Annotated in this window: 18 protein-coding genes and 1 pseudogene; 7 read left to right on the top strand and 12 right to left on the bottom strand. The window is 63.5% G+C overall.

The window, feature by feature from the left end; all coding sequences use genetic code 11:
* Positions 1-5: 5 nt before the first annotated feature.
* The 5 genes from ACFWIX_RS05860 to ACFWIX_RS05840 form a co-directional block, all read right to left on the bottom strand.
* Positions 6-689, bottom strand: a complete 684-nt coding sequence (locus ACFWIX_RS05860) for a hypothetical protein (protein WP_377215175.1) — start codon at positions 687-689, stop codon at positions 6-8.
* Positions 690-867: 178 nt separating this feature from the next.
* Positions 868-1,488, bottom strand: a complete 621-nt coding sequence (locus ACFWIX_RS05855) for a flavin reductase family protein (RefSeq protein ID WP_377215174.1) — start codon at positions 1,486-1,488, stop codon at positions 868-870.
* A gap of 6 nt (positions 1,489-1,494) precedes the next feature.
* Positions 1,495-2,412: a hydroxymethylglutaryl-CoA lyase gene (locus ACFWIX_RS05850; RefSeq protein ID WP_377215173.1), complete on the bottom strand. Its 918-nt coding sequence runs from the start codon at positions 2,410-2,412 to the stop codon at positions 1,495-1,497.
* Entirely contained in the window at positions 2,412-3,665 is a 1,254-nt protein-coding gene (locus tag ACFWIX_RS05845) for a CaiB/BaiF CoA transferase family protein (RefSeq protein ID WP_377215172.1), read from the bottom strand. The genes ACFWIX_RS05850 and ACFWIX_RS05845 overlap by 1 nt, the downstream gene beginning before the upstream one ends.
* A gap of 111 nt (positions 3,666-3,776) precedes the next feature.
* Positions 3,777-4,568, bottom strand: a complete 792-nt coding sequence (locus ACFWIX_RS05840; protein ID WP_377215171.1) for an IclR family transcriptional regulator — start codon at positions 4,566-4,568, stop codon at positions 3,777-3,779.
* Between the two features lie 133 nt (positions 4,569-4,701).
* On the opposite strand from ACFWIX_RS05840, the gene ACFWIX_RS05835 reads away from it, so the two are divergent.
* From ACFWIX_RS05835 to ACFWIX_RS05815, 5 genes are all read left to right on the top strand, one after another.
* Positions 4,702-5,547, top strand: coding sequence for an ABC transporter ATP-binding protein (locus tag ACFWIX_RS05835; RefSeq protein ID WP_377215170.1), 846 nt, complete (start codon positions 4,702-4,704; stop codon positions 5,545-5,547).
* A complete protein-coding gene (locus ACFWIX_RS05830; RefSeq protein WP_377215169.1) occupies positions 5,544-6,410 on the top strand; it encodes an ABC transporter permease in 867 nt (288 codons plus the stop codon). Before ACFWIX_RS05835 ends, ACFWIX_RS05830 begins: the two co-directional genes overlap by 4 nt.
* A gap of 35 nt (positions 6,411-6,445) precedes the next feature.
* On the top strand, positions 6,446-7,522 hold the full coding sequence (locus tag ACFWIX_RS05825) for an ABC transporter substrate-binding protein (RefSeq protein WP_377215168.1): 1,077 nt from the start codon (positions 6,446-6,448) through the stop codon (positions 7,520-7,522).
* Between the two features lie 72 nt (positions 7,523-7,594).
* A complete protein-coding gene (locus ACFWIX_RS05820; RefSeq protein ID WP_377215167.1) occupies positions 7,595-9,589 on the top strand; it encodes an aconitate hydratase in 1,995 nt (664 codons plus the stop codon).
* A 20-nt stretch (positions 9,590-9,609) separates the two neighbouring features.
* The gene (locus ACFWIX_RS05815; protein WP_377215166.1) at positions 9,610-10,800 is read left to right on the top strand and encodes an MFS transporter; all 1,191 of its coding nucleotides are present in this window, start codon (positions 9,610-9,612) and stop codon (positions 10,798-10,800) included.
* On the opposite strand, the gene ACFWIX_RS05810 is transcribed toward ACFWIX_RS05815, so the two are convergent.
* Entirely contained in the window at positions 10,797-11,426 is a 630-nt protein-coding gene (locus ACFWIX_RS05810; RefSeq protein ID WP_377215165.1) for a class I SAM-dependent methyltransferase, read from the bottom strand. The genes ACFWIX_RS05815 and ACFWIX_RS05810 overlap by 4 nt on opposite strands.
* A gap of 124 nt (positions 11,427-11,550) precedes the next feature.
* Here ACFWIX_RS05810 and ACFWIX_RS05805 point away from each other — a divergent pair.
* Both ACFWIX_RS05805 and ACFWIX_RS05800 read left to right on the top strand, forming a co-directional pair.
* Positions 11,551-12,419 (top strand): annotated as a pseudogene (locus tag ACFWIX_RS05805) (PfkB family carbohydrate kinase).
* A 26-nt stretch (positions 12,420-12,445) separates the two neighbouring features.
* The gene (locus tag ACFWIX_RS05800; protein ID WP_377215164.1) at positions 12,446-12,685 is read left to right on the top strand and encodes a hypothetical protein; all 240 of its coding nucleotides are present in this window, start codon (positions 12,446-12,448) and stop codon (positions 12,683-12,685) included.
* A 7-nt stretch (positions 12,686-12,692) separates the two neighbouring features.
* Here the strand turns inward: ACFWIX_RS05800 and brxL are convergent, their stop codons facing one another.
* From brxL to ACFWIX_RS05770, 6 genes are read right to left on the bottom strand one after another with little or no spacing between them, the layout of a single operon-like run.
* On the bottom strand, positions 12,693-14,855 hold the full coding sequence (gene brxL, locus ACFWIX_RS05795) for a BREX system Lon protease-like protein BrxL (RefSeq protein ID WP_377215163.1): 2,163 nt from the start codon (positions 14,853-14,855) through the stop codon (positions 12,693-12,695).
* Positions 14,856-14,864: 9 nt separating this feature from the next.
* A complete protein-coding gene (gene pglZ / locus ACFWIX_RS05790; RefSeq protein WP_377215162.1) occupies positions 14,865-17,372 on the bottom strand; it encodes a BREX-1 system phosphatase PglZ type A in 2,508 nt (835 codons plus the stop codon).
* Positions 17,369-20,938, bottom strand: a complete 3,570-nt coding sequence (gene pglX / locus ACFWIX_RS05785; RefSeq protein WP_377215161.1) for a BREX-1 system adenine-specific DNA-methyltransferase PglX — start codon at positions 20,936-20,938, stop codon at positions 17,369-17,371. The genes pglZ and pglX overlap by 4 nt, the downstream gene beginning before the upstream one ends.
* A 16-nt stretch (positions 20,939-20,954) precedes the next feature.
* The gene (gene brxC, locus ACFWIX_RS05780) at positions 20,955-24,482 is read right to left on the bottom strand and encodes a BREX system P-loop protein BrxC (RefSeq protein WP_377215160.1); all 3,528 of its coding nucleotides are present in this window, start codon (positions 24,480-24,482) and stop codon (positions 20,955-20,957) included.
* Positions 24,479-25,087, bottom strand: coding sequence for a DUF1788 domain-containing protein (locus tag ACFWIX_RS05775; RefSeq protein WP_377215159.1), 609 nt, complete (start codon positions 25,085-25,087; stop codon positions 24,479-24,481). Before ACFWIX_RS05775 ends, brxC begins: the two co-directional genes overlap by 4 nt.
* The gene (locus ACFWIX_RS05770; protein ID WP_377215158.1) at positions 25,084-25,716 is read right to left on the bottom strand and encodes a DUF1819 family protein; all 633 of its coding nucleotides are present in this window, start codon (positions 25,714-25,716) and stop codon (positions 25,084-25,086) included. The genes ACFWIX_RS05775 and ACFWIX_RS05770 overlap by 4 nt, the downstream gene beginning before the upstream one ends.
* Between the last annotated feature and the right edge of the window lie 986 nt (positions 25,717-26,702).

Raw genomic sequence — 26,702 nt, 5'->3', positions numbered from 1 at the left:
AGCCACTATTTGAGGCTGAGCACCTCGTCGATGGGCCGCCCATTGACGAACACCTGCGCGCTGGTGGCCCCCGACGCCGCCATGGCGGTGTACTCGAGCTGTGCCTTGGCACGCGGGACATCGCACACGCCGCCCAGCATGAACTGGCCGGTCAGCCAGATGGCGATCGTGCTGCCGTTCAGCTCGCCGCCGACGTACGCGAGGTTCGACTGGTACAGGGCATTCACGAGCCCGGACAGGCCCACGTCACGGCTCTTGTTCGCCAGCAGTGTCCTGATGCTGGGTCCCACTTGGTCCGTGAAGCGGACCGGCGCCGTCGTGGTAGCCACCGCACTGTCGCCGCAGCCAATGGCAGGCCCGGCCACGCCGTTGTTTCCGACCGCGACGTAGTAGACCGTCAGCGGGGCCACCTGCTCCGGCAGGCCTGGAGGCGCGGGCTCGGCAGTCGGCGGCGGGCTTGCCGGGGCGGACGACGGCGGCACGGACGTCGGGGGCACAGTGGCAGTCGGTGTGGCGGCAGGTGAGGTGGGGGACGCCGTCGTCGTTGACGTCGGGGAGGCGCTGGCCGTCGTCGTCGGGGCGGCGGAGGTGGCGGTCGGGGCAGGGGCCGGCGGCCCGAAGCATCCCGTGAGCACCATCAGGCCCGAGAGCCCCAGAACGCTGAATACCGGGATTTTGGGCCTGGCCATGATGCCCCCTTCGAGAGCGGGCCCGCGGGTGCCGGCCCTGTTCTCAAGCTACGCCCGGGGGTTTAGCCGGAACAGGGACCTAAGTCCGTGCGGAAGCGTTCTCGGAAATCCTGCACTAAGTGAGAGAGCGTCGGAAGAAAACCTGCATCAAGTGAGAGAGCGTCGGTGGTGGGCGGGCCTAGAGTGCCGGGCGGAAGTGGCCGGGCCAGTCCTTCAGCCTGATCCGGCTCAGGTCGCGGATGTCGCCCAGGATTCCCCACTCGTCCAGCCCCAGCCGGGCCAGCGGTTCCAGCAGGTCGATCCGCGGGTGGCCGCCGTCCAGCACCGAATCACTCACGGCTGCGTGGGTCACTTCGCCGAACACCAGGGTGGAGTCCCCCATCGGCAGCACCGAGTGGAGCCGGCATTCGAGCACCGCGGGTGATTCCTTCACCCTCGGCGCGCGCACGGTGACGCTGGGCTCGCGGGCCAGCCCGACGGCGTCGAACTCGCTGACCTCCGGCGGGAAATTGGTGCCGGTCGCGTTGATCTCCTCGAGGAGGCTGACCGGAGCGAGGTTGACGACAAACTCTCCGGACGCCGTGATGTTGCGGAGCGAATCCTTCTCCCCCACCGACGTGAACTGCACGATGGGCGGGTTTGTGGACGCGACGGTGAAGAATGAGTGCGGCGCAAGGTTGTCAACGCCGTCCGGCGAAACACTCGACACCCAGGCAATCGGCCGCGGCACCACCACCGCGGTCAGCAGCCGGTAGAAATCACGGGCGGACGCAGCCGAGGGGCTGAAATCAGTGCGCATGCCGCCCTACGCCGCCGCGGGAAACGGCCCGGCCCCTGACAGCCCGGAACGCGGAGCCGTGCCCACCTTGCCGCAGATCCAGCGGCCCAGTTCCGTCGCCTTCTGCAGGTCGATGCCGGTGTGGAATCCGGCCCGCTCCAGCATCCACGCGAGGTCCTCCGTGGAGCTGTTTCCTGCCGCGCCGGGAGCGAACGGGCATCCGCCGAGGCCACCGACGCTGCTGTCGAAGACATCGACGCCGGCCGCCATCGCCGCATAGGTGTTGGCCAGCGCGGTGTGGCGGGTCTCGTGCAGGTGCGCCCTCAGCTGCAGGTCGGTTTCCCCGCGCAGCCTGGCGAACGTCTCCCCTACCTGCCACGGCACCGCGCAGCCGATCGTGTCCGCCAGCGCCACCTCCGCGAGGTCCGCGCGCGCCATGGCATTGCGTACGACGTCGAGGGTCTGCTCCGCGGGGACGTCACCTTGATAGGGGCATCCGAAAGCGACGGCGGCGGTGACGCTGAGCGGTATGGAGGCCGACGCGGCAATCGCCGACACTTCTTCCAGGGCGGCGAGCGCGGCGGCAACGGTGGTGTTCTGATTGGCGGCGGCGAAGGCGTCAGTCACCGGGAGCACATAGTTCATCTCGTCCACCCCGGCGTCGACGGCGCGGTGGGCGCCCCTGGTGTTCAGGACCAGGCCGATGTAGCTGGCGGCGCCGGTGCGCGGGACGGCCGCCATGACGGCGTCGGCGTCGGCCATCTGGGGAACTGCCTTGGGGTTTACAAAGCTGACGGCTTCGATCCTCTTGGCGCCCAGCCCAATCAGCTCTTGGATGAGCCGGACCTTGTCTTCGGTGCTGACGGGGGTCTTTTCGTTCTGCAGGCCGTCACGCGGGCTGACGTCCACGATCGAGACGGGCCGGGTTTCGTGGGCAAACGCCATCAGATGGCTCCTTCGCTGCGCGCATTCTGCAGGTCTTCTTCGGTGAGGTTCAGCAGGCCCTGGTACACGTCCGCATTGTGGGAGCCGTGCACCAGGGGCCCGTTCCAGCCGATCCGGCCGGCGGAGCGGGTGAGCTTGGGGACGATTCCCGGCTGGACCACGGTGCCGAGTTCGTCGTCGGGCACTTCCACGAGCATGTCCCGGGCCCTGAGCTGCGGGTCCTCGAAGATGTCTTCAACGGTGCTCACCGTGCTGTTGGGAACACCGTGCTGATCGAGGAGGCTGACGAGCTCGCCGGCGGTGTAGTTCACCGCCCAGTCGGCGATGACGCCTTCCAGCTCCTCCTGGTTGTGGCCGCGCTGCGCGTGGTCGCGGTATTTCGGGTCCTCCGCGAGGTTGGGCATCCCCATCGCCGCGGCCAGGCGCACGAAGACCGAGTCCTGGTTGGCTGCGATGACCACCCACTTGCCGTCGCTGGAGCGGAAGATGTTCGACGGCGCGATCCCCTTAAGTCCCGAACCGCTGGGTCCCGGGACAACACCGGCAGCAGCATAGTCCGGCACGGCGCTTTCCAGCAGGGAAAAGCACGCCTCGACGAGCGAGACGTCGACCACCTGGCCGGTTCCGCCGCGCGCGTCCCGCCAGTACAGGGCCAGCAGGATCCCCTGCAGGGCGTACAGCGAGCCGAGGCTGTCCCCCAGGGAAATGCCGGTGCGGGGCGGTGGCTGGTCCGGGTAGCCATTCAGGTGCCGCAGTCCACTGCGCGCCTCGGCGACGGAGGCATACCCGGGCTTTGACGCTTCGGGGCCAGTCTGTCCGTAGCCGGAGACGCGGGCAATGATGAGGCCGGGGTTAATCTTCCACAGCTCTTCCGGACCGAGGCCAAGCTTTTCCATGGTGCCCGGGCGGAAGTTCTCCAGGATGACGTCGGTTTCCTTGCAGAGCTCCAGGAAGAGCTCCCGGCCGCGCGGGGCCTTCAGGTCCATGGTGACGCACTTCTTGCCGCGGGACTGGACAGACCACCACAGGGGATGGTCGTTCACCCGTGCCCGGCCCCATTCACGCATGGGGTCGGGACGGTTGGGGGATTCGACCTTGATGACTTCGGCGCCGAAGTCCGCCATCTGCCGTCCCGCGAACGGTCCGGCAATCAGTGATCCCAGTTCGAGGACCCGCACTCCGGACAGCGGACCGGCGCCATTGCCGGGAGCTTCAGCAGCAGATGCCGCCGTGCCGGTTTCGAAAACCTTCATCAAATCTCAACTCCTGATTCCTGATGCGGACCGCGCTCACGCCCGGAGGTCCGTCGGCGCCGTCGTACAGAAACCAGTATGCACCCCGCTCCTCATATTGTGAACAGAAAATCACGATACGGGCATGACCTCCGGCGGAAGGCTTCCCCCGATGAGCCGGGTTCCTTCAGCTGCGGCGGCGATGACCGGCTCCACCCAGGAGGCGCACACATCGTAGGGCATCCTCATGGTGGGGCCCATGACGGTGAGTGCGCCGTAGAGCTCGGCCTGCGGCCCGAAGATCGGCACCGACAGGCCGCTGGCCCCGGAAACCCGCTCCCCGGTGGTGATGGCAAAACCGTCCGCGCGGGTCCTGGCGACGGCGGCATCAAGGTTTGCAGCGTCGGTGATGGTCCGGTCGGTCATGGACTGGAGGCCCGAGCCGTAGACCCTCTCCGCAAGGTCGGGGTTCCAGGCGAGCAGTACGCGGCCCGCGGAGCCGGCGTGGAGGGGCATGATGTCACCCACCTCCACCGCCCGACGGAGCACGCGCCGGGTTTCCGCCACGGCAATACACACCCTGCTCCCCTGTGATTCCCGGAAGATACAGACCGTTTCACCCAGTTCGTCCCGCAGTCGGCGGATCACGGGAGTCAGCAGTTCCAGGAAATCGAGGCCCTGGCGGGCGGGGGCGGCCCAGTGGGTCATGCGGATGCCGATCCGGAACCTGTCATCACGGCGGTCGAGCATTCCCTCGTGCAGCATATTGGTGACCAGGCGCTGCACCGTGGAGTGCGGCAGTCCGGTCTCCGCGCGGATCTCGGCGAGGCTCATTTCGGGCCGTACCAGCGAGAAGGCATCCAGGATGGATGTGATCTTCTTCAGCACCAGCAGCGGGGCGGCCGCGTTCTCGGTTGCGCTCATGGCTCGGATCCAGGTTCCTCTCAGTAGCTCTACGGCGGTTTTTGTAACCCCTTGTAGTGTGACAGACGTTACTGTTAGCCTTGTGCCCACTATATGGCCAACAACCCACAATGTGGTTAGCGAGAGAACAGCAATGACGCAGCCCTTTCAGCCTAAGTCTTCGAAGTACGCGGTCGAGCTCAACGGATGCACCAAGGAGTTCGCAACGCCCGGCGGCGGGTCGTACTTCGCTGTCCGGGACATCGACCTCAAGGTGGAGCCCGGACGCTTTGTCTCCATCGTTGGACCGACGGGATCCGGCAAGTCCACCATCCTCAACATGGCGGCCGGCCTCCTGAACCCTTCCTCCGGCACGGTCCACAGCTTCGGCGAGCCCGTCCACGGCGTGAACCGCCGGGCCTCCTACATGTTCCAGCAGGACGCCCTGCTGCCGTGGAAGTCGGTCATCGACAATGTCAGCCTGGGACTCACCATGGCGGGGGTATCCAAGGCCGAGGCTTATGACGAATCACGCCGCTGGCTCGAGCGGGTGGGATTGAAGAACTTCGCCGACCGGTACCCCCACCAGCTTTCCGGCGGCATGCGCAAACGCACCGCAGTTGCCCAGGCCTGGATCGTCAACCCGGACATCCTGCTGATGGACGAACCCTTCTCGGCACTTGACGTGCAGACCCGCCAGATCATGGAGAACGAACTCCTCCAGCTCTGGCAGGAATCCGACAAAGCCGTCGTGTTTATCACCCACGACCTGGACGAGGCCATTGCCCTGTCCGACGAGGTGGTCATCCTTGGAGCGGGGCCCGGCAGCACAGTCGTCGGAAGCTACGAGATCGACATCCCCCGCCCCCGGGACCTCCTTGAAATCCGTGACGATCCCAAGTTCGTCGAACTCCACAGGGAAATCTGGGGCCGCCTCAAGGTTGAGGTATCCAAGACGTACGAATCCGCACGTGAAGAAGAAGAGAGCGACGCAGCATGACCGTGGCACCAGCTCCGAAGAACACCCAGCGCTATCCCCTCCGGAAGGAGCAGAGTCCGGCGGCGGTCCGGCGTCCCAAGCGCAAGCGGCCTGAAGCATCCAACTTTTCCATCCGGATGGGGCAGCTCGGCCTGGCTGTCGCCGTCCTGGGCGCGTGGGAACTGCTGGGACGCGCCGGCATCATCGACCCGTTCTTCTTCCCCCTCCCCTCCGACATCCTGGCGACGGTGTGGGTCTGGATCTCCACGGGCTTCGTCTTTCCGCACCTTTGGATCACCCTGCAGGAAGCGGTCCTCGCATTCATCACGGGCGCCACGGCCGGCCTGGTCCTCGGCTTCCTGCTGGCCCGCGTGCGGCTCCTCGAACGGCTGTTCGACCCGTTCCTGCAGATGTTCAACGCACTCCCCCGCGTTGTCCTCGCCCCGATCTTCCTGCTCTGGTTCGGCCTGGGCATCTGGTCCAAGGTTGCCTTCGGCTTCACCCTGGTGTTCTTCATCGTTTTCTTCAACACCCTGGAAGGCGTCAAGAGCGTGGACCGGGTCCTGGTGGACAACGCCAAGATGCTGGGAGCCAGCGAGAAGCAGCTCCTCCGGCACGTGTTCATTCCCAGCGCCCTGACCTGGATCTTCTCCAGCCTCCACATCAGCGTCGGCTTTGCCATTACCGGCGCGGTGGTCGGTGAATACCTTGGCGCCTCGGCAGGTGTCGGCTACGCCATCGCCCAGGCCCAGGGCGTGTTCGATACCGAGGGCGTGTTCGCCGGCATGTTCATCCTGATGGTCGTGGTCCTCATCATCGACCTCGGGGTCAACCGGGTGGAACGACATCTCCTGCGCTGGCGCCCGCCGCAGCAGGCCTCCTAACCAATCCAAAGCCCATCCGTCCGAAAGGGATTCCCATGTTCAGCTCCGCAAACCGGCAACGACGCCGCGTTTTCCCCGCCAAGCCACTCGCCGTCATCGCCGGCCTGGCCCTTGCCCTGTCCGCCTGCGGCGCCCCGCAGTCAGCACCTCCTGGCCAAGGAGGCACCGCCGGCGGAGGCGACGGCGACAAGGTGATTATCGGCGTCGGCGGCCAGACCCTGCTGACCTACCTGCCCACCACGCTCGCCCAGGAACTCGGCTACTACGAGGAAGAGGGCCTGAACGTCGAGCTCCAGGACCTGCAGGGCGGGTCGAAGGCGCTGACGGCCATGATCGGCGGCAGCACCCACGTCACCAGCGGCTACTATGAGCACGCCATCCAGATGCAGGCCAAGAAGCAGCCCGTCAAGGCGTTCGTGAACATGAACCTGTCCTCCGGCCTTGCGCTGGTGGTCGCGGAGAAGAACAAGGACTCCATCAAGTCCGTCGCCGACCTGAAGGGCAAGAACGTGGGCGTCACCTCGCCGGGCTCCTCCACCGACATGTTCGTGAAGTACCTGCTCTCCAAGAACGGCATGAAGCTGGACGCCGCCGCGGTATCGGCGATCGGTGCCGGGTCCTCCGCGGTGGCCGCCGTCGAGCAGGGCCAGGTGGACGCTGCGGTCATGCTCGAGCCGGACCTCACCGTCCTGGCCAAGCGGCTCGGAACCGAGCCGACCATCATCCAGGACGTCCGCACGCCGGAGGGCCTGAAGGAGGTCTTCGGCACCGACGCGTGGCCGTCGTCGAGCCTGTACGCCACCGCCGGCTGGCTGGAAAAGAACCCGGAAGCGGCCAAGAAACTGGCCTCAGCCATCAAGAAGACCCTGCAGTTCATCGCGGACCACTCCGGCGAGGAGATCGCCGCGGAAATGCCGGAGAAATTCGCCGGCGGGGACAAGGAGCAGTACGCCAAGGTCATCGAGGAGATGAAGCCGGCGCTGAGCAAGGACGGCGCCTTCACCGAGGAGGGCGTCAAGGCCGTCCTCGAGACGCAGCGGGTAGCCAACCCGGAGGTCGGTGAAACCGAGATCAAGCTCGAGGAAACCTACACCAACGAGTTCGTGAAGTAATACCGCTTTCCTGCGGCCCGCCGGTTCACGGCGGGCCGCAGTTGTCTGTACGCACAGCGCTAAGGAATCCCAGTGGCCCAGAACCTGACCCAGAAGCTCCTCGGCAGCCACCTCGCGTCCGGCGAGCTGACACCCGGCAGCGACATCACCATCGCCGTGGACCAGATCCTCATCGAGGACGCCACCGGCACCATGACCGCCATGCAGTTCGAAATGCTCGGCGTCGATTCCATCGCGGTGCCGCTAGCGGTCATGTACGTCGACCACAACGTCCTGCAGATCGACGACAAGAACATGCAGGACCACCACTACCTCCGCACCTTCTCCGCCCGCTACGGGCTGCGCTACTCCCCCGCCGGGCACGGCATCTCCCACTACATCCACCTGGAACACTTCTCAAGACCCGGCGGTGTGCTGGTGGGTGCGGACTCCCACACCTCCACGGCGGGTGCCCTGGGCATGTTCGCCGTCGGCGCGGGCGGCCTGGAGGTGGCCGTGGCCATGGCGGGCTACGGGTTCGACTTCGTGTGCCCCGCCGTCGTGGGCGTGGAACTGACGGGCACGCTCGGACCCAATGCCGAAGCGAAGGATGTGGTGCTGGAGCTGCTGCGCCGCCACGGCGTGCGCGGCGGCCGCGGGAAGGTGTTCGAGTTCTACGGCGAGGGCGTGGCGTCCCTGTCCGTCTCGGCGCGCGCGACCATCTGCAACATGATCATCGAAACCGGTGCCGCCACCGCCGTCTTCCCCTCCGACGAGCAGACCCTCGCCTGGCTGCGCGCCCAGCGCCGCGAGGACCAGTTCGTTGCCCTGGCAGCGGACGCAGGGGCAACGTACGACGACGATGAGCGGCTTGATCTCTCGGCCCTCGTTCCGCTCGTGGCGCTTCCGCATTCCCCGGGCAATGTCCGTCCGGTGTCCGAACTGCCGCGCACCGAGGTGGTCCAGGTCTGCGTCGGCTCCTCGGTGAACAGCTCGTACGAGGACCTCGCGACGGTGGCGGCCATCCTCAAGGGACACACCGTCCATCCGTCCGTCCAGCTCACCGTGACCCCGGGCTCGCGGCAGATCCTGCAGACGATCATCGCTTCCGGGGTCTATGAGGACCTGATGCAGGCCGGGGCGCGGATGCTCGAGCCGGTGTGCGGCCCGTGCGTGGGCATCGGGCAGGCGCCCACGGAGGGCGCACCGTCGCTGCGCACGTTCAACCGCAACTTCCCCGGCCGAAGCGGTACCGCGGAGGACAGCGTGTACCTGTGTTCGCCGTCGACCGCTGCCGCCAGCGCGCTGGAAGGCGCCATCGTGGACGCCTCCACCGTCAGCCGCGGCGAGCTCCGCCCCGCCACGCCCCCGCGCCCGGAGGTCCACGACCTGCATATCGCCGGCGTCCTGCCGTTGGAGACCCGGCGCAGCATCGAGATCGAGCGCGGCAGCAACCTGGTCCCGCCGCCACAACCGGAACCGCTCCAGGCGGACCTCGACGCCCGGGTGCTCATCGTCGCCGGCGATGACATCTCGACCGGCGACATGGCTCCCGACGGCGCCATCGCCATGTCGGTGTGGTCCAACATCGCCGTATGCGCGCGCTTCATGTTCCGCCGCCTGGACCCTGAATTCCACGACCGGGCCCTGGAATGGGGTGGCGGGATCATTGTGGGCGGGGAGAACTACGGGCAGGGTTCGTCGCGGGAGCATGCCGCTTTGATCCCGCTGTACCTGGGGGTCAGGGTTGTCGCTGCCCGCAGCTACGCCCGGATCCACCGGCGCAACCTGATCGCGGCCGGGATCGTGCCGCTGGTCCTCCCGCCGGACGCGCACAGCTCAACGGGGCAGCGCTGGGTGATCGACGGGCTTGCCGACGCCCTGGCCTCTGGCGCGGACTCCGTCACCGCCCGCGTGAACGGGGACGCGGAGCTGACGCTCGGGCTCGATTTCTCGCCGGCCGAACGTGCTGTCCTCCTTGCCGGGGGCCTACTGGCCCAGGTGCGCACCGGCGGGCGGTCGATGCTGGCGGGCGACGCCGTCGTATCCGACGACGTGGCGGGCGTAACGCCGAGCTCCGCGCGGTGAGGCAGGGCGCCGTCGGACCCGTGCGGAACCCGGCGCGCCGGCCGGGACAGCGGGCCACGGCCATCGCGGCGCTGACGACTGTGGTGGCTGTGCTGCCGGTCTTCCTGGTGGGCGGGCTGGCGGTCCAGCTCGAGCAGGACCTGGGCATGACGGCGTCGGCACTCGGCGTCGCGGTGGCCACCTTCTGGGCCGTGTCGGCGCTGCTCTCCGTCCCGGCCGGGTACGTGGCCAGCGGACTGGGGCTCCGCCGCGGGATTCCGCTCGCCGTCGGGCTGGGCTTTGTGGCACTGGCCGGCATCGCATTCGTTACCCCGCACTGGGCGCTGCTGATCCTCTGGCTCAGTTTCGCCGGTGCCGCCAACGCCCTGAGCCATCCGCTGTCCAACGGCCTGATCGTGGACCAGGTGGCGGTCCGCAACCGCGCCTTCTCGTTTGGCCTCAAGCAGGCGGCCATTCCGACGGCGACGCTCACCGCCGGCTTGTCGGTCCCGGTGTTCGCGCTCACTGTGGGGTGGAACTGGACCTTTGCGCTGGCGGCGCTGCTGGCGGCGTCCCTGATCCCGGTGGTCCTCCGCACCCTCCCGCGCCGTGCTCCCGTCCCGCGGCGCTCCGGCAAAGCTGGCAGGGAGCCGCTCCCCCGGCGGCTGAAACCGTTCCTGTTTGCTACCGCGGCGGCCAGTGCCCTGGGAGCGGGGCAGGCCAATGTGGTGGGTGCTTTCACTGTCAGCATGGCGGTGCAGGCGGGTTTCGATGCCGCCGGCGCGGGCCTGTTGCTGGGTGCTGCCAGCGTGGCCGGGATCCTGGCGCGCCCGCTTGTGGGGATCGCCGCGGACCGGGGCATCGGCGGTTCGATGGCCACCGTGGCGCTGATGATGGGGGCCGGGAGCCTCGGTCTGCTGGGCATGGCGTCCGGCTTCCCGGTCGGCTATGCAGCCGGGGCCGTGGTCGCGTTCGGCCTGGGGTGGGGCTGGAACGGCCTGGCCCATTACGTGGTCGCACGCACCGCGCATCCGTTCACCGCCCAGGCCACGGGGATCACCCAGAGCGGAACCTACATCGGCGGAACGCTGGGGCCGTTGCTGTTCGGGATCGTGTTCTCCCAGTTTCCTCCGGCGGTGGGTTGGACGCTTGCGGCTGTGGTGGCAGCAGCCGGGGCGGGGGCGTCGCTGGTGGCGTTCCGGTTGGAGAAGGGGTTGCGGGGCGGTTCTTAGTCGCCGCGTGTCGCGGTGCCGAGGATGTGGAAGGAGACCGGTGTGCGGGCCTCGGGAAACAGGTACCGCTCCTGGCTCTGGATGGTAAACCCGGCATCTTCGATGGCCGCAGCGGTATCACGGCCAGTGTGGCATCCTCCTGCCACGTGTGGCCAGAGGGTGGCGTCGAGCACCCGTTGAACCCGCGCGAGGCCGGGTGTGTCCGCCCGGACATGTTCGAGGAAACGCAATTGCCCGCTAGGTTTGAGCACCCGGTGGATTTCCTTGAGCGCCGCCGCCTGGTCGGCCACGGAGCACAGGACCAGCGACACCACCACTGCGTCCGCGCTGGCGTCCTTGAAGGGAATCCTCTCCGCCAGGCCATCGACCACCTGCACCGGTACCGGAGCCTGCTTGGCCGCTTCGCGGGCGAGCCGCCGCAGGCGCGGTTCCGGTTCCACGGCCAGGACCCGGGTGACTGTAGGCGGATAGTGCGGAAAGTTGAGCCCGTCGCCGGCGCCTACCTCGACCACCTCGCCGGATAGGCCGGTGAGCAACGCCCGGCGGCGCTGGTCCATGCCGCCACGCTCCATCGCCTTACCCATCGCGGGGTAGAGCCGCGCGAAAACCGGATGATGGACTGCCATGCTCGCCACTGTACCGGGCTTCGGAGAGTACGACGGCGGTGCCTCCTTCTACGTGCAGCCCGGCTGCGGCGGTGCTCGGGTGGTGCATCAACGCTTCCGGCCTTCCCCCTGAGAGAGTTTTCCCATGAACACAACACGTCCTGCCGTCACCGTGGTCGGCAGCATCAATCTGGACCTGATCGCCACCGCCGAACGACTTCCGACGGCGGGCGAGACCATCGGCGGCGCGGTGCTGTCCGAGCAGCCCGGCGGCAAGGGCGCCAACCAGGCCGCGGCCGCAGCCCGGTTGGGTGGCAGCGCCCGCATGGTGGGCGCCGTGGGCGACGACGCGCAGGGCCGGAAGATGCTCTACGCTTTGGCTGCCGCCGGCGTGGACACCGCCAACGTGGCCGTCCTGCCGGAGCCGACCGGGACGGCGCTGATCGCGATGGACCGCGACGGCGAGAACCAAATCGTCGTGTGCCCGGGGGCCTAGGCACACGTTTCGCTGGACGGGGTGAAGTTCGGCCCGGATGAGGCGGTGCTGTGCCAGTTGGAGGTGGGCCTGGACGTGGTGCTGGAGGCGGCCCGAAAGGCGCCCGGGTTCTTTGTGCTGAACGCCGCCCCGGCGGTGGACCCGCCGGCGGAGCTCTGGAGCGCTGCGACCAGGTGATCGTCAACGAGAGCGAGTGTGCGCTGATCCCGGCGTTGGCTGACGCGAAGCTGGTGGCGGTGACATATGGCGGCGAGGGCTCGGCGATGTTCGAGCACGGCCGGAAGGTGGCCGCGGCTCCGTCCGTTGCAGTGGCGGTGCACAACACCGTGGGTGCGGGGGACGCGTTCTGCGCCGCCCTGGTCCTGGCTCTGCGGAGCGAGCTGAATTACGCCCGAGCACTGACCGTGGCCAATGTCGTGGGTGCTGATGCCGTGAGCGACCCGTCATCGCAGCCGGATTTGGCACATCTGGGCCACTACGCGGAGCGAGTTGTCGCTGCTTCGGGCGCTTCCTTGTGAGGGTTGCGTTCGGGCGGGCGGGCCGAGTGGACATCCCGGAGGTCCGCCGGATTATCCGCGCCGATCTGCGGGCCGGGCACTTCCCTGCCGACAACCCCTACATAAGCGTGCTGGAGGACGTGGAGCACCGCGCCGAGCACGCGCAGGTGTGGGTGGCGGAGGCCGCCGGTACCGTGGTGGCGGCGCTGATGCTGACGTTACGTGCGCGCCTGGGCATACTTGGCCGCGCAGATGGAACAAACGTCGACCGGGTTCACTCCCCATAGGCAATCATCACACTATCTCGCCAACTCCGTCACCAGTGGCCTCCCGGATGTAGGTGACTCCAAAGGCGCGGACCTGCCGGAATTCCTGGCGGTTGGTACCGAAGTCGAACCAGCCCCCGTCGGACTTCTGGAAGATATCGAGGCCGCGTCCGAGGTTGATGCGCCAGCCGGTGTCAGTACGGATCCAGCGGTCATGGGCACCTGGGTCCTTGGCGACGTCAATCTTGATGCCTTGCTGGGCTGCGCCCTGAACGATAGCACTCAGCATTTGCAGCTGCTTCGTCTGGTGCTCCGGGTCGCCGTCAAGCACCGTGAATAGCTTGAAGTTGATCTCCTCTGCTGGGTCCTTCGCAGCCGCGATCATGGCAAGCAGTTCGACAAGGTTGCGGCCCTGGTGGCCGAGTCGGATATACGGGTCGTGCAGCTCAATCTCGCTCGCCCCCGCCAGATAAGGCAGGAGCAGTGTCTCGTACGAGATTCCCTGCTGGTTCTCTGCGAAGTCATGGTGCCCTTGGAAGAGCTCTACCGGGACGGGCGCCTCAGGCACGGACGCGGCATCGTGCCCCGCGCCGTAGGTGTTCTCCGCATTCGCCTCTGCATCGTCGGCCGACGTGGCCGGGCGCCCGCGGTGATAATAGGCTGGGTACTGGTCTTCTTCCAGCGTCCTAACGCCTTTCCACCCACTCTCGACCGACTTATAGCCGAATTCCACCTCGGGCATGGTGGCATCAATGCGCAGGATCTGGTCTTTGACGCGCTTGCGGCCCTCGACCGCGAAGCGCAGGATCTCCTCGATCTCCCCCGTGGTCGCCTGCTCGTGCGGATAAAGCAGCTTCATGAGCCCGGAGAAGGTCTTGTGGATACCGTCCCGGTCACGGGTGGAGATGTCCGAACCGAGAGTGAAATGCTGCTGGTACCGGTCCGAGTAGTCGAGGTTCCGCATGGACTTGAGCACCTCGGCGATGTAATCGACGACGAACCCATAGCCGGCCGAGAACATCTCGCTGCGGATTGTGTCGACTTCCCACCCGGGGATGTAAAAGTGCAGCCGGTCCAAGTAGGCGGGATCGTGATAGCTCTCCGGCAGTTCGTCGAACAAGTCAGAGTGCTTGAGCATGTATGGCACGGTGTGGGAGGTATTGCCGACGAAAACCATCGAGGCTTCCGCCCCAAGAGTCTCAACACCACGGGAGAACGACTTGTTCGCCATGTAGTTCTTCATGATGTCGACAAGCGCCTTGTCCGCGCGCTTTTTCTTCCCTGCGAACTCGTCGAAGGCGACGACGTCCCAGTAGCCGACAAGCCCGAGGCGACCGTTGGAGTTGTTGACGAACAGCTTTGGCACGGTTACTTCACCGCCGGAGATCAGCATGCCGTGGGGCGAGAACTCCGAGTAAATATGCGACTTTCCAGTGCCCTTGGGCCCGAGTTCAACGAGGTTGTAGTTGCGCTCGACGAACGGGATGAGGCGGACGAGCTGGAGCAGCTTGGCCCGGCGCCCGAACATCTCGGGGTTGAATCCGATGGACTGGATGAGCAGATCGATCCACTCATCCGTCGTGAACTTCGCCCGGGCCTCAAGGTAGCCGTCGTAGTCGAAGTTCGACATCTGGATCGGTTTGAGGCTCCCGAGTACCCACGGGACGATGCGGGAGTCGTCACTGTGGGAGTACTCGATGTCGCACAGGCACCAAACACCGCCGACGAGCAGTTTCTGGTTCGCGGTCACGGTACCTGGGTCGACGAGTACCCCGCCGATGCCGAGGTTCGCGAAGGATGCCTGGTAGACGTCGTCCTTCTCGTTGAGGGTGACGCTGACTTTGTCGATGATCCGGAAGCGGCCCTTCTCACGGATGCGGGACTTGACCAGTTCGGACTCGTTGCGGTGCACGTAGTGCTGGGCCAGGATGGAGCGCACCCTGTCAATGCCCGCCTGGATGGTGGCCTCATCATCCGACGCCGCGTACTGCCCCAGCAGGTACTCCAGGACGTAGGAGGGCACGATTGCGTTGCCTTTGACGGCCTTGACCAGGTCCTTGCGGACGACGGCGCCGGCAAAGTGTTCGTTGATCTTGCGGTCCAGCTCGCTCGGCTTCCCCGCTTCCGGCGTTTCGGCGTCAAGAACCTCATCGGCGGGTACCGGCTGAGACAGGTCGATGCTCTCGGTCATCATGGCTCCTTAGAAGTCGAAATCCGTCGTGAAGGAACGCTTGATCGTGTACGGAACGCTCTTGTACTTCTTCCACTGGTCCGTGCCCTCGATGGGTTCCATAAGGCGGAACTCGACGCCCTGGTTGTTCGCCGCGTCCGCGTCCTTGCTCAGCAGAAGCCGCACGCTCTGGAACCGGTCCCGTCCCTCGGGGCTCTCGGAGTCGAACACCGTCTCCTGTTCGTTGGAGATCAGCTGCTCACCGAAGTAGAGGCCGGCCCGCAGCCGCCGCGCAGTGCGCTGCGGCTCGACCTGCATCGACTGGTACAGCTTGACGACGATCTGGCCGGTGGTGATCTTGTCCGACTCCGGATGGATGTCGACATTGACCGGCTCGACCGTGGTGGAGCGTCCCTTCTTGATCACGACAACCGGCACCACGATCTCCTGGAGGGAGGCGCCCCCATGGACGAACTGGAAACCCGCGCCGGGTTTGACGATCCGATGGATCGAGTTCGGAATCTGCACTTCAAGGTCGCCGGATAGCCCGAGCTGCTCGGGCTGGAAAGTCCGGAATGCGGCGTTCTCTTTGAGGCCACGGCCCAGGGCGTATCGTCGCTTCTCGGCTACGATCTGATCGCCCTGTGGCTTGACCGTCAGGTTGAACTGCGGTGCGAGCTTGGAGCGCTGATACAGGAAGCCGTGGTCAGCGGTGACAAAGATGTTCGTTGCGTTCGCACTGGCGAGCTTCTTGACGATGTCCACCAATTGATCCAGCGCCTCGGCAGCCGCGGCGAAGGTACGGTGCTCAGACTTCGCATTGTCGCCCGTGGCGTCAATCGTATCGTGGTAGACGTAGAGGACCTGGTGCGAGGAGTACAGCTCGCGCCGTTCGCCGGGCTTCATTTCGACATAATCCTTGGCCTGGATCGCGGCCCCTCCGACGGCGCCCAAGATCGAGTTACGGTTTGCGGAGCCATCAGATTTTATGCCGTCAACCAGGACCGGGTCGCCATCCGGCGAGTGAGCCAGCGTCTTGTGCGGCAGGAGCGCTGCCATGCCAAGCTGGGTGTAGCTGGGCAGCACACCGAGCATGGCATCGGTCTTCGCATCGAACTTGTCCAGGCCGAGGATCTTCGATTCCAGTTCCTTGCCGACCTCGTACCGCATCGCATCGGAGATCACCACGACGGCTTTCTTAGTCCCGCTCTTGGTGAGCTTCGCTATGTAATTCCAATAGAAGGACGACTGTGCTGTCACGTCACGAGCGTGGGTACCCCACCGATCCACCATGTCGACCTGCTGCTGCCAGCTCATGCCGAGCGGCGCAAGGAAGTTGGTAACGTAGGCGGCTTCGACCCGCTCGGCCAAGTCATGCAGCGGCTGTTTAAATTCCGCCGTCTGATACGCATGCGTAAACTGACGGTAGAGCTGGTCGGCCCGGAACAACTCGTCCCGGTACCGTGTCAGGCCTTCATCGAAGCTGTTGAAGTCCAAGCGTGCTGCGCGGATCGTTGGGAGAAGTTCGGCGGCCGCAGCCAGCGCCTCGTAGACGGTGGTGTAGTCCTCGAACCAGAAGCTGTCTCGACGGCGGGTGGTAATCGTCTCGAGGGTCTCGCGGTGTGGCATCGTCTGGTTGACAACGCCGTCGACCAGACGACGGATGACCTCTCGTTCGTCCGCCTCGAAGATGTCCGCCTCCTTGAGCGAGGTCCACTCGATCTCGGCGATGTGCTCTTGATATCCGAGGTCTTGCTCCGCTTTGCCGGCCAAAGCCTTGATCGCACTCGCGCTGCGCTTTGAGTCCCGGAAGCTACGGAAATCGATGGCTAGATTGCGCGCCGCGTTCGAGGAGGTCACGTCGAAGCCAGCGCGGGCCTGTTGGAACATCCACAGAACAAAGCCCTGAATTGTCGGAGCCTTGGAACTGTAGCCATAAATGCGCTCGGCCCCGTCCCAATGGAACTCAGCGAGCCCGTTTTTGGCCACAGCCGCATACCCCGAAGAGATTCCCTTCGCCTGCTCGATCAGAAGAGTGCGTGTCAGTTCCGAGAGGCTGTGTTCTTTTTGCCCGATCACAACAGCACACATCTTCGCCCGAACCATCACGAGATCGTCGCTTGGAAAGAGCAGCTCCTTCAGATTTCCGACCAGCTTGGGGTCTGCGAAGAAGGAGGTGTGCTCAGCAATTAGAGCATCCACCGCGGGGTCGTCCACGCCAAGTTCGGCGCGTATGAGCGCACGGCGGTCAGCGGTGAACACCGGCCCGTATGCAAGCTCGACGTCGAGCAACCAGTTTCCTGGTCCCTCAGCTCCTGGACCCGAACGGTAGAGCAGGAACTGCGTTGTGGTGTCCTCGCGCAGTACGCGGTGCTTAATCGCGAACTCGTTGTTCGCGATCTGTATAACGGTAACGCCGTCCGGCACGTAGCTCTGGAGGTCAGTCCTGTAACTGCCATCCGGGTCGTGCCACACGATGATGCGGTAATCCGCGAACCGCTCGCGGAGATGGTCCTGAATCGATGACGACTTGCTCAATTCCTCGGCTCCAGGCGGTTCTTAGGCCAGGTCCAGCTCTCAACCTTTGTGCGGTCTTTCTCCAGCCCAAAATCCCTGACTGCGGGGCCGAGGCGCAGATAATTGACCAGGACACCGTCATCGAGGTCGATGTCCAATTTCTGGATGTCGAGAGGGTAGAGGACATCGTGCTCGTAGTCCCGAAGTTCGGCAAGCACCTTGCGCAACCCGTCGGCCTCCTTTTGTTCCCTTGCCGAGGCGCCGCCTGCTGCTGCTTCTTCAGCCCGCTGGAGTGCGACCTCGAGTTTCGTGCGGTACTCCCGCAGGTACTCATTGAGCACCGTTGAGACCGTCGACGGGGTATAGCGGTGCATGTTGATCAGGGCATTGAAGGAGCCCTTGGGTGAGGAGAACATCCAGTAAATCGGGCGTTTCTTGTAGCGCTGGACATGATCCTCGTAAAACCTCGACTTCGCAGGCGTTTTCGCAGACGGGTTCGACTTGGCGATGAAGTAGTCACGGATCGATTTGACGCCCAGCGACTCTTCCACGAAGTGCAGGTTCTCCTCGAACTGCTTCGCCCCGAAGGCGGACCGCAGGAACTGCCGGAACTTCTCGACGATGTCGTCCTCAAACCATCCATCATCAACAATCGGGATGACGTTGTCAGCGTCCGGCATGAACGTGGGTGAGGGCACCTTCGCGAGATAGTCCTGGAGCGTCGCACCCTGATTGGCGAGAATCAGTCCTGGTTCGTCGAGGCTGAAGCGGCCGAGCATGCAGCCAACCGCGTAGGAAACCAGCTCCGCGGCAAGATCTGCCCGTTCCAGCACCCCATATTCAGCCGCAGCCTTGCCGGGACCATAGCGGAACTCGACGTTTCGAATCAAGGAGACACGATGCAATGGCACCTCGACTGGGACTTGCTCCTGCAGGCCATATGCCTTCGCGACGATGCGATTGTTCTCAGTCTCCCGGGCCTGTTGTTCGCGGGCAAGCTTTGCCCGTTTCGCCGACCACACGACGTGTCGTTCTCGAAGGGGTCCCCTCCCAAAGGGGCCCTCCAACCACGAAGGGCAGTCGTAGTCCCACGAGATCTCAATTTCGTTCCAATCATCCCGCGCTGCCGACAGAAGCGATTCAGCCAGGTTGTCAATTTGTTCCGACATCAATTCCGGAAGTACAGGCAGCAGGGCCATCGAACCCGCTTCGAAATTGAGAGTGGGGGAAATTGCGCCAAGCAAGTTGAGCGCAACCGAAGAGTTCAAGAATGCAAGAAGCCCGTGGTGGTTTGCTCGCGTATCTTCCCCATACAGTCCAAGACCGGCATCGCTGAACATCCAACCTTTCGGGTAATAGCGGAATGCAGGCTCACCGGAACTGATCTTCGACCACGACACAGTCGGCCGAAAGTAGAACCTAGTATTCTGGGGCCGCGCACCCAAGACCTGTTTGACGGCCGCTCCGTGGTCTTTCCAGTCAACGACATGTTCCTGGTTCCCCCACCACTTCCTATACTCGCCTCCCTTGTTGAAGGGAAACCAACGCACCCCAGGTATCGCGGATTCACTTTCGTCCGCCACGCTTCGCTCAACGCGTGCTCCAGAAATTTCCCACCAGTAACGCAGGAATCTTGGCGAGTCACCTGGGCCAAGACCCTTCCTCGGTTCAGCCGTTTCCGCCAGCGGACGTCCCTGCGCAAAAGCGGCGCGCATCGCATCCGAGAGCCAGTAAGCGATCGGCGAACCAGGTACTTGGGCGAAGTCCTCGGAGGATGCAGTGAACCTCCACTCACAATCTGCGTTGCGAACTGCCTCCTTCAAACCAGACTGCTTCGCCGCCTCGTTCTGACCGGTGACGACTCGGATGAACGGCGCTTCACGATCGGTGTTACGACCAGGCGCAAGCACGAAGGCCGTGGTCGATACAACTGCACCACTGATCGAATCGAAAGCCCGCTCCCCGAGATGCACCATCGAGGCGGGAGGACTGGTTCGAACGATCCGATGCCGCAGCCCTTCATAGGACGAAATGAACATCCACGATTGCATCGTGATCATGGCAGTGGTGCCGTGGTGTTCTGTAAGCGCGAGACATCGATCGATGAACATCGCGAAGAGATCTGCCTTCGACTCTGGGAACTCGGACTTGGCAAATTGGACGAGCCGTGCATCCATGTTCTTCGAACCCATGTACGGCGGGTTCGCCGTCACCACAGAGTAGCGCCGGCTCAGCGCCTCCGCCTGGCGAACTGCCTGACGCGCACGGTCGAGGGTCTGCCCGTGGAAGAGCCCGCCCTCGAGCGTCGACAAAACCACCGCAGCGTGCTTCATCGCATCGAGCTCTGGCTGTATCAGCGAACCTAGCGTGTCGGCGTCGCGGAATTGGTTCCAGAATGTCTCCTCTGCCAGGCGATCACCACTCCTAGTGACAAGGAAGTCCAGCTCATCAGGCTCGAACAAGATCGGCGCGATCACACAGATCTTCGGCTCAACGTCCTTTTTGAAGAACCGGCGGTCCTTTGCCCGCGCCTTCATGGTGAGAGCGAATGCAGCAAGCGCCCCGGCACGGGGATCGATCTCGGTGCCATGCAGGTTGTGGTTGAGGATCAGGCTCGGGATTTCGGACGGCGCGTAGCCCTCTTCTTCGTAAATTGCGTAGAGAAGATCGAAGGCGTAGGTGAGCATGTGGCCGGAGCCGCAGGCCGGGTCGATCACCGTCAGGTCTTCAGGTCCGCTGATCTTGAAGAAGTCTGTCTCTTCGTCCACCGGCGCGATGTAGTAGTCCATTTGGTCGACGGTGCGCGACTCGGGGCGGTTGAGCATCCACAAGCGCCCGAGCGAATTCTCGAGCAAGTACCGGACGATCCAATGCGGGGTGAAGAGCTGAGTGGCCGCAGGAATCTCGTCCGCTCCGGCCTTCTTGCTCTGGCCGAATCCGGCGAACACCTCATCTTTCCGCTCCGAGATGTAGAACTGGTACAACCAGCCGATAACCTCAACGTCTTCGCAAACATCTTTGGTCAGCACCGCTCGCGCACGCGACAGAATTCCACCATCCGCGAGGAGTCCCGCGGGGACCAGCAGTTCGGTGTAGTCGCCTTCCCGCTCAAACATGAAGGGCATAGCCTTGTTCCAATAGCGGCAGTACTCAGTCAGGAGCAGTGCGTAAGCCTCCCCCTCGGCGTCCGTGCTGCGGCGTGTGCCATCAAGGAGCCCCACAATCGCTTCTTGAGCGCCGGGTGTGATGACTTCGCTGTCGAGGTGACCGCTCTTGGCATCTGCGAGGATCTCAGGCTGGCCGTGTTCATGGCCTTGCGCGGGTGAGACGACGCCGGCGCTGGTGTAGCCATGGATGTCCATGTACCGCAAGGCGATCAGACGGTTGAACCAGGTGTAGGCGACCTTGTCGATGACATGCTTCCGACTGTGCTTCGCGATCTCGGCTTCGAGCCGATTCACCGTCTCCCCGCGCTCGCTACGTGCCACCGAGCCAGCTGCAAGAACAACAGATGACTGCGCTTCAACGGCGGTGAGGAGCTCTCGGCGGGCCTGAGCCGCGAAGCGCTCCAGTGGTTTGGTATCCATAAGGTTCTCTTCCGCCTTAGAGCGTGATGCGCTTGTTGTCGTTAATGGCGGCGAGGAGGACCGCGCGGAGCTTGTCCAAGTACGCGTCGACGTCGTCCTGGCTCTTGAGAACCTGGCCTGCGCCCGGCAGTGCGAGCTTCTTGATGGAGACCGTCTGCTTGACCGGCGCTGGCGCAGGGTCAGGCGCCGGTGTTTCGTGAGAGCTTTGCTGCGGATCCGGCGAAACGTTCGGAACCGGGGTTGGTTTGGCGGCCTCAAGTTCGTCGAGCATGGCCGGGTAGATCGTGTCGGCGAACTGGGATGCGAGGTTCCTGATGGCCGGGATCTGCGTCTCGTGCTGCACCTGGTCGAGAGCCGACTGTGCCTGGCGCGTCACCGATTTTTGGGCCCTCTCCGACGCTTCTGCGTAGGCTCGGCTTCCCGGCACCTGTCGCCAGTAGTCGTTGATCTCTTGAGCGGCGTTTGCCCTCTCCGCGTCGATCAGATTCTGCAGCTGCCGTTCCAGCTCGCTTACTGCCTGTCCGAGCTGCTGCGTCTTCATGCCGCGGAAGATGTGGACATCCTGCAGCGCGTGCAGGACCGAATCGACAGCACCCGTCGGCAGATAAGCGATGTTCGACTGGTTGGTCTGTGCGAACGCCAAGGCGTTTTCGAAGATGCTTCGCTGACTGCCCTTGAGGAAAGCCTTGATCGGGTCGATCACGTGGTCTTTCGCGTCGAGGAGATCGTCGGCGTCATGGAACTCCGTGATGAACCAGTCCGACTTGTGGTCGCACAATTCGGCAAGCATCTGAATCGGCTCATCCAGTTGGGCGACAAAAGCGAAAGGTGAAGCCGTACGGAAAGTCTTCAGCTCGGCAAGCTTGCCTTCGAGGCGTTCTCTGCCGTCGTGTGCGAGTTCCCGAGGATCCTTGGTGATCCCGCCGTCGTCGGTGAATTCAACGACGAACTTACGGAATGCGTTCACCACCTTGGGGTCGAACACGCGCTGCGGTGCCACAACCATGGCCGAGTAGCTCTGCGTATTCTTCAGCCCAACGGTGACTTCAGTGCGGTGCAGGACTTTCCCATTGAGCTGGATCTCGATCTTCGACTGCCCAGCCAGGAAGGCGACCACCGCAGCGATCGACCACTGATCCCATCCGTACGGCTTTGCCGAGTAGCGGTCAATGAGTTGGCGCATTGTGACCTGCTCATGACTCTTACGTCGCAACTCCAGGTGACTGAGAACATCCGCACCCGGGACTTCGAGAATGTTTGCGGTCTGCTCGAACAGGGCGCCTTCTTGGGGATTCACCAGTCCGCTGAGGCTCTGTTCGGCGAAGGCTTTGCCGCACAGCATACCGAGGTTCGTGTAGGTCGCCGCGATAACCCGCTGGAAACCCTCGATGATGCGGGTCTGGGCATCAACGGACGCGACGTCAAGCTCGGCCGCGTTGTGAATCAGGCGGGAATTGCCAACCGCGGTACGCAGGCGCTCGACGATTTCCCTCTCACGCTCCGCGTTCTGAGTCGCCTTCGCTTGCAGGATCGTCTGCTCGATAGCCGTGCGGCTCGCGCCTTGGGCACGCTTGATGTACTTGTCCGTCTTCAGCAGCAGACGGAGGTCGGCCAAGATGCGGCTGGTTTCGGGTGGGAGAACGATGCGCAACTCATCGAGCCCGGCGCTGTGCGACTTGATCTGTTCGAGGCTGAACTCCGTCTCCGGGCTGGTGAAATGCAAAGACAGTTCGTGCTGCTTGCCGTACGACGTGCCGTCGAGCTTGTGGCCGAAGGCAAAGTTCTGCCCGTTCTTGTAGGCCGTTTTGGTCATCTTGACCACGGACTCGGCAAGCAGCTTGTTGAGCTTCCCGGAAACCTCGGCGTTGTCGATGTCGACACTCTTGATTTCCTGTTCGATCTTCTGCTCTTCATTGGTCAGGTAGTCGTACAGGTCCCCATTGCGCTGGATGTATGTCTGGGCCTCCAGGGCATTCAAGGCTGCGTTGACGTCTTTGCCCAACTGGGCAAGATCCGCACCAAAGCGGTCGTAGACTAGCACGGTGAGGTTCCTGGCAGTGGCCTTGAACGTTTCCACGTACTTGACCAGGAACAAGGCCTTGAGCAACTTCACTGCCAGCGGCGGCAGCGAAGGACTGCGCTCGGCGTCGTTGATCGCCCGCTGATTGGCGGACTTCAGCGAAGCTCGGATGCCCTCAAACATCTGATCGAAAGAAGCCAATGCCCCCAAGGGCCTGCCCGCCATGGCGGTCGCGACCTGCTGCACGACGCCGAGCATCGAACGCTCACCGACGGAGCTGTTGCGGCCTTCGAAGATGTCGTGGTCGCTGATGCCTTCGATCGCCGCCTGGAACAGCGGGAACTGGTAGCTCACGAACGGGTAGGTACCAACGAAGTGGGACTCGTCCCGGAAGTTCGAGTAGTGGCGTCCCTCAGCAAAGTCGAACAATGTCTTGAAGTTCGCATGCTCGGTGCCATAAATCGCGGCGACGTCATGAGTCGCGCTGTCAGTCTTGGCGAGCAGGCGCTTGCGGATGACCTCTTCGACGTCCTGGCTGGTGAGCTTGAACCGATTCTTGAAACGGGCCTGGATCTTGGAAAAATCACTGGCCTGCTGCTTGGTGCGGTCCCCGCCGACCTTCTCCATGTCCTCCTGTGAGGTGACGAAGATCCACGCACGGCCCTTGCACTTGGTGGCCAGTGACTCGGCGATGGTCTGGAGGTTCAGCATCAGCTGGGTGTTCGTACCGATGAACTGGCCCACCTCATCAACGAAGAAGTTCAGCCGGTACCGCTCGGGCTGCTGACCCAGCCAGGCGGCGACTTCGTCCGCGAAGTCCTCGATCGAGACTGAATAACTGGCGCTGTACTGCCGGATGATGCCGGGACTCTCGGCGCCATTGACCTCGGCGAAGGCCCTGTCGATATTCCCGGCCTCCAGGGCCGACTGTTCGCGACCCTGCGACCAGGGAATCCCCGACAGGCGTTCAAAGGCATCCTTGAACGCCCCGTATTGGCCGCGGGAGTCGAGATCGCGTTCGAACCGGGCGATGTGGCCTTGATTGCCGTAGTACCCACGGGACTCGTCGAAAACCTTCACGAACACTTTGAGCAAAGCGTCGTTCTGGTCCTTGGAGATCAAGGTAGCCTTCTGGTCGATGTTGAACAGGAGGCTCTTGGCCTTGATTCCGTCCGCCTTTCCTATCAGAGCAGGAAGGAACTCGCCGTCGGCTTTGGCCCGGAACTGTTCCGAGACCCCGGCGCGAGGGTAATCATGGCCGTCGACGTCGCCGAGCAGGTGGGCGAGCATCTTCAGCAGGTGTGACTTACCGGAGCCGAAGAAGCCAGAGATCCATACGCCATTCGCGTTCGTGTAGTCGGTGTAAGCCTCCAGCACATGCTCCACGCCTTTTGCCGCCTCGTTCGTGAGGACGTACTCCTCAACTTCCGTGGCAAGGTGCGAGGTGTCATCTGCCTTGATGACGCCCTCGATCGCCCGGTCAATCGGCTTGGCGAAGATCTCATTGATCGTGCTGATGCTCATGCTTCCTGCTCCAGAATGTCTTTGGCCCGGTAGTAGCTGTCACTCGCACTGAGGTTCAGGGCGCGAAGCTGATGTCCAGCCGTTCGTGTGAATTCGTAGGTGCCCGGGAACCAGGCGAGCATCGGGCAGCCGACCACGACGCTTTGCAGGTTCTCCAGCACCGTGTGTGCGCGGATGAAGGGGAACACCTCGCCGATGCCGGTGAGGAAAACCATTTCGCTCACCTGAGGATCGAGCCGTGCCCGGATGGCGGGCGCGAGGTGATCGTGCGGGTCGAGCATGCCCTGCAGCACCTCGCGGAACTCCGATTTCTTCATCGTCGGTTCCAAGGCAAGGACGCGTTCCCAGACACCGCGTTCCTTAAGCAGGTCGATGGCCAGGTCGTAAAGGTTGATCTCCACGACGCTGAGGCCGTCGTCAGTTTGAAGCTTCGTCCGCACGCGGTCGCGCATGTCTTCGACGTCCAGTGCCCAGGACGGCGGGAAGTGATAGATGAAGAATGGGATTTCCTTGGAAAGGCCTTCCATCTTCAGAAATCGCTCGCTGCGCAGCACGTCGTAAACGCGCTTCTCATCACCGACGAGGTCTCGTTGGGTTGTTCTCATCGCTGTACGTCATTTCTTGACTGGGTGATCGGCGTCATCGCCGGAAAGAACCGAAGGTCGCTCGGAGCCCGGCGAGCTAGGGCTTCGGCAACACGGGCAGAGAGCACCGCAGGGACAATTTTTCCGTCCGGCGTTCGAAGTCCGGCCTCATGGAGCATGCGGAACAGGTTCTGGCGGAGCTTCTGGCTGGTTGAGGGTTTCAGCTCATCGAGTTCTGGGTGCCACAGGCCTTTGCCAGTCAGGAACCGTTCGAAGTCATGAAAGCTCAGCGTGGGCGTCATGAGCAGGAAGCGCTCACGAAGAACCTCTTCAGCGAAGTCTCCGATGAAGTCGTAGCGACGGCAGGCCGCAGCCCACATAAGATGTCGCAGCTCGGTATTGCTTGCCTGAGTGAGCAGTTCAAGTTCGCTGTCGCTGAGCACAGATACCCGCTGGATAGCCTCGCGGGTGATGCGTGAACTCGACGATGACGTGCGAGCCTGCAGTAGGTTCGCCTCAATGACGCGGACTTTCGCTGCGTTCCAGTCACGGGTGGTCAGATACACCTCGGCAACCATCTCGCCCTCCCGTGCCAAGAGGCCGCCGCTGGTGAACGACAACGCGTAACGCGCTCGTTGGTCATCGGTCACAGACAAGGAGCCTCCTTCCTCTTTTTTGGGCAGTGGGTCAGGATATAGCACGCCACCGACAACCGATGACGGCGGAACGGGCGGCTTTGACGCTTTAATCCACGGAGTGGCTTCGGAAGCGGACCGCTTCGTCGCCTCGGACTACCTCGCCAGTTTGAGACTTTCAAGGCGTGCATTCTTGCGTGTATTCCGGCGATTCAGGTGAAAGCCGGTGACTTTGGTCCCCCGCTTGGTTAGGGACGATGTCTTCAGCAGACAGCCATGGCTCAGTCACCTTGGTCCTCCCCCAGTCGGCCCGGCGGGCCACGATTCCCGATGATACCGGACAGAGTGGGCTATAACCGGGGACCGACCTCGTAGTCCCTGCAAAGAGCCGGACTTGGAGGTTGACCCTAGCCTGCATGCGTGTAGGCAGCCGGGCAGGAGCAACAGGCCGGGCATAAAGCCATGAAGTCGCCCCGGATATTTGTAGCAACCGACATCTGCACAGCAACTTCGGCAAATCTACGCGCCAGCCCAGAGGTTCACGCGTTGAATGGAGACGGCTCTCCAGGACTTGGCAAGAGCCGAGTTTCCATGATCGCGTCGAGTGTTTGGCGGCCGACCTTCATGAGAAGGCAGCCACGAATGATTCTCCACATGCCAGGCCCGCAAGAGTACGTCTCAAGACTTGCCAAGGATTGCCGAAGATTGGCTATGCTTCACGGCTCTTCGGATCCAATGCCTTAAAGGATTCATGCTGGAGCTCACAAATCGAGCGCCGGTTACTGGACCACCCGCTGAGCAGGGATGTGCCGCGGACCAAGCACATGCTTGATGGGTTGGCGAAGTATCGGCTGACCCTCGGGCAGGCTCGGCAGGACGACTTGCTGGGCTGATCAAGGATGGAACGGAGCTGAAGCCGCTCGATTTGCGGCCATAGTTAGAGCCGGAGTCATCGTCGTCGCCCTGTCCCTTGCGAAGTTCCCAACCTGACCCGACGCCAC

Origin of the sequence: Pseudarthrobacter sp. NPDC058362, from assembly GCF_042723515.1 — a bacterium.
In the GTDB taxonomy this organism is placed as follows: Bacteria; Actinomycetota; Actinomycetes; order Actinomycetales; family Micrococcaceae; genus Arthrobacter.
The sequence above is the reverse complement of the archived record's forward strand: the minus strand, read 5'-3'. Positions and strand labels throughout refer to the sequence as shown.

Coding starts and splice junctions, on each gene's coding strand:
- ACFWIX_RS05860 (WP_377215175.1), bottom strand. CDS start 689: ATGGCCAGGCCCAAAATCCCGGTATTCAGCGTTCTGGGGCTCTCGGGC.
- ACFWIX_RS05855 (WP_377215174.1), bottom strand. CDS start 1,488: ATGCGCACTGATTTCAGCCCCTCGGCTGCGTCCGCCCGTGATTTCTAC.
- ACFWIX_RS05850 (WP_377215173.1), bottom strand. CDS start 2,412: ATGGCGTTTGCCCACGAAACCCGGCCCGTCTCGATCGTGGACGTCAGC.
- ACFWIX_RS05845 (WP_377215172.1), bottom strand. CDS start 3,665: ATGAAGGTTTTCGAAACCGGCACGGCGGCATCTGCTGCTGAAGCTCCC.
- ACFWIX_RS05840 (WP_377215171.1), bottom strand. CDS start 4,568: ATGAGCGCAACCGAGAACGCGGCCGCCCCGCTGCTGGTGCTGAAGAAG.
- ACFWIX_RS05835 (WP_377215170.1), top strand. CDS start 4,702: ATGACGCAGCCCTTTCAGCCTAAGTCTTCGAAGTACGCGGTCGAGCTC.
- ACFWIX_RS05830 (WP_377215169.1), top strand. CDS start 5,544: ATGACCGTGGCACCAGCTCCGAAGAACACCCAGCGCTATCCCCTCCGG.
- ACFWIX_RS05825 (WP_377215168.1), top strand. CDS start 6,446: ATGTTCAGCTCCGCAAACCGGCAACGACGCCGCGTTTTCCCCGCCAAG.
- ACFWIX_RS05810 (WP_377215165.1), bottom strand. CDS start 11,426: ATGGCAGTCCATCATCCGGTTTTCGCGCGGCTCTACCCCGCGATGGGT.
- brxL (WP_377215163.1), bottom strand. CDS start 14,855: ATGACCGAGAGCATCGACCTGTCTCAGCCGGTACCCGCCGATGAGGTT.
- pglX (WP_377215161.1), bottom strand. CDS start 20,938: ATGGATACCAAACCACTGGAGCGCTTCGCGGCTCAGGCCCGCCGAGAG.
- brxC (WP_377215160.1), bottom strand. CDS start 24,482: ATGAGCATCAGCACGATCAATGAGATCTTCGCCAAGCCGATTGACCGG.
- ACFWIX_RS05775 (WP_377215159.1), bottom strand. CDS start 25,087: ATGAGAACAACCCAACGAGACCTCGTCGGTGATGAGAAGCGCGTTTAC.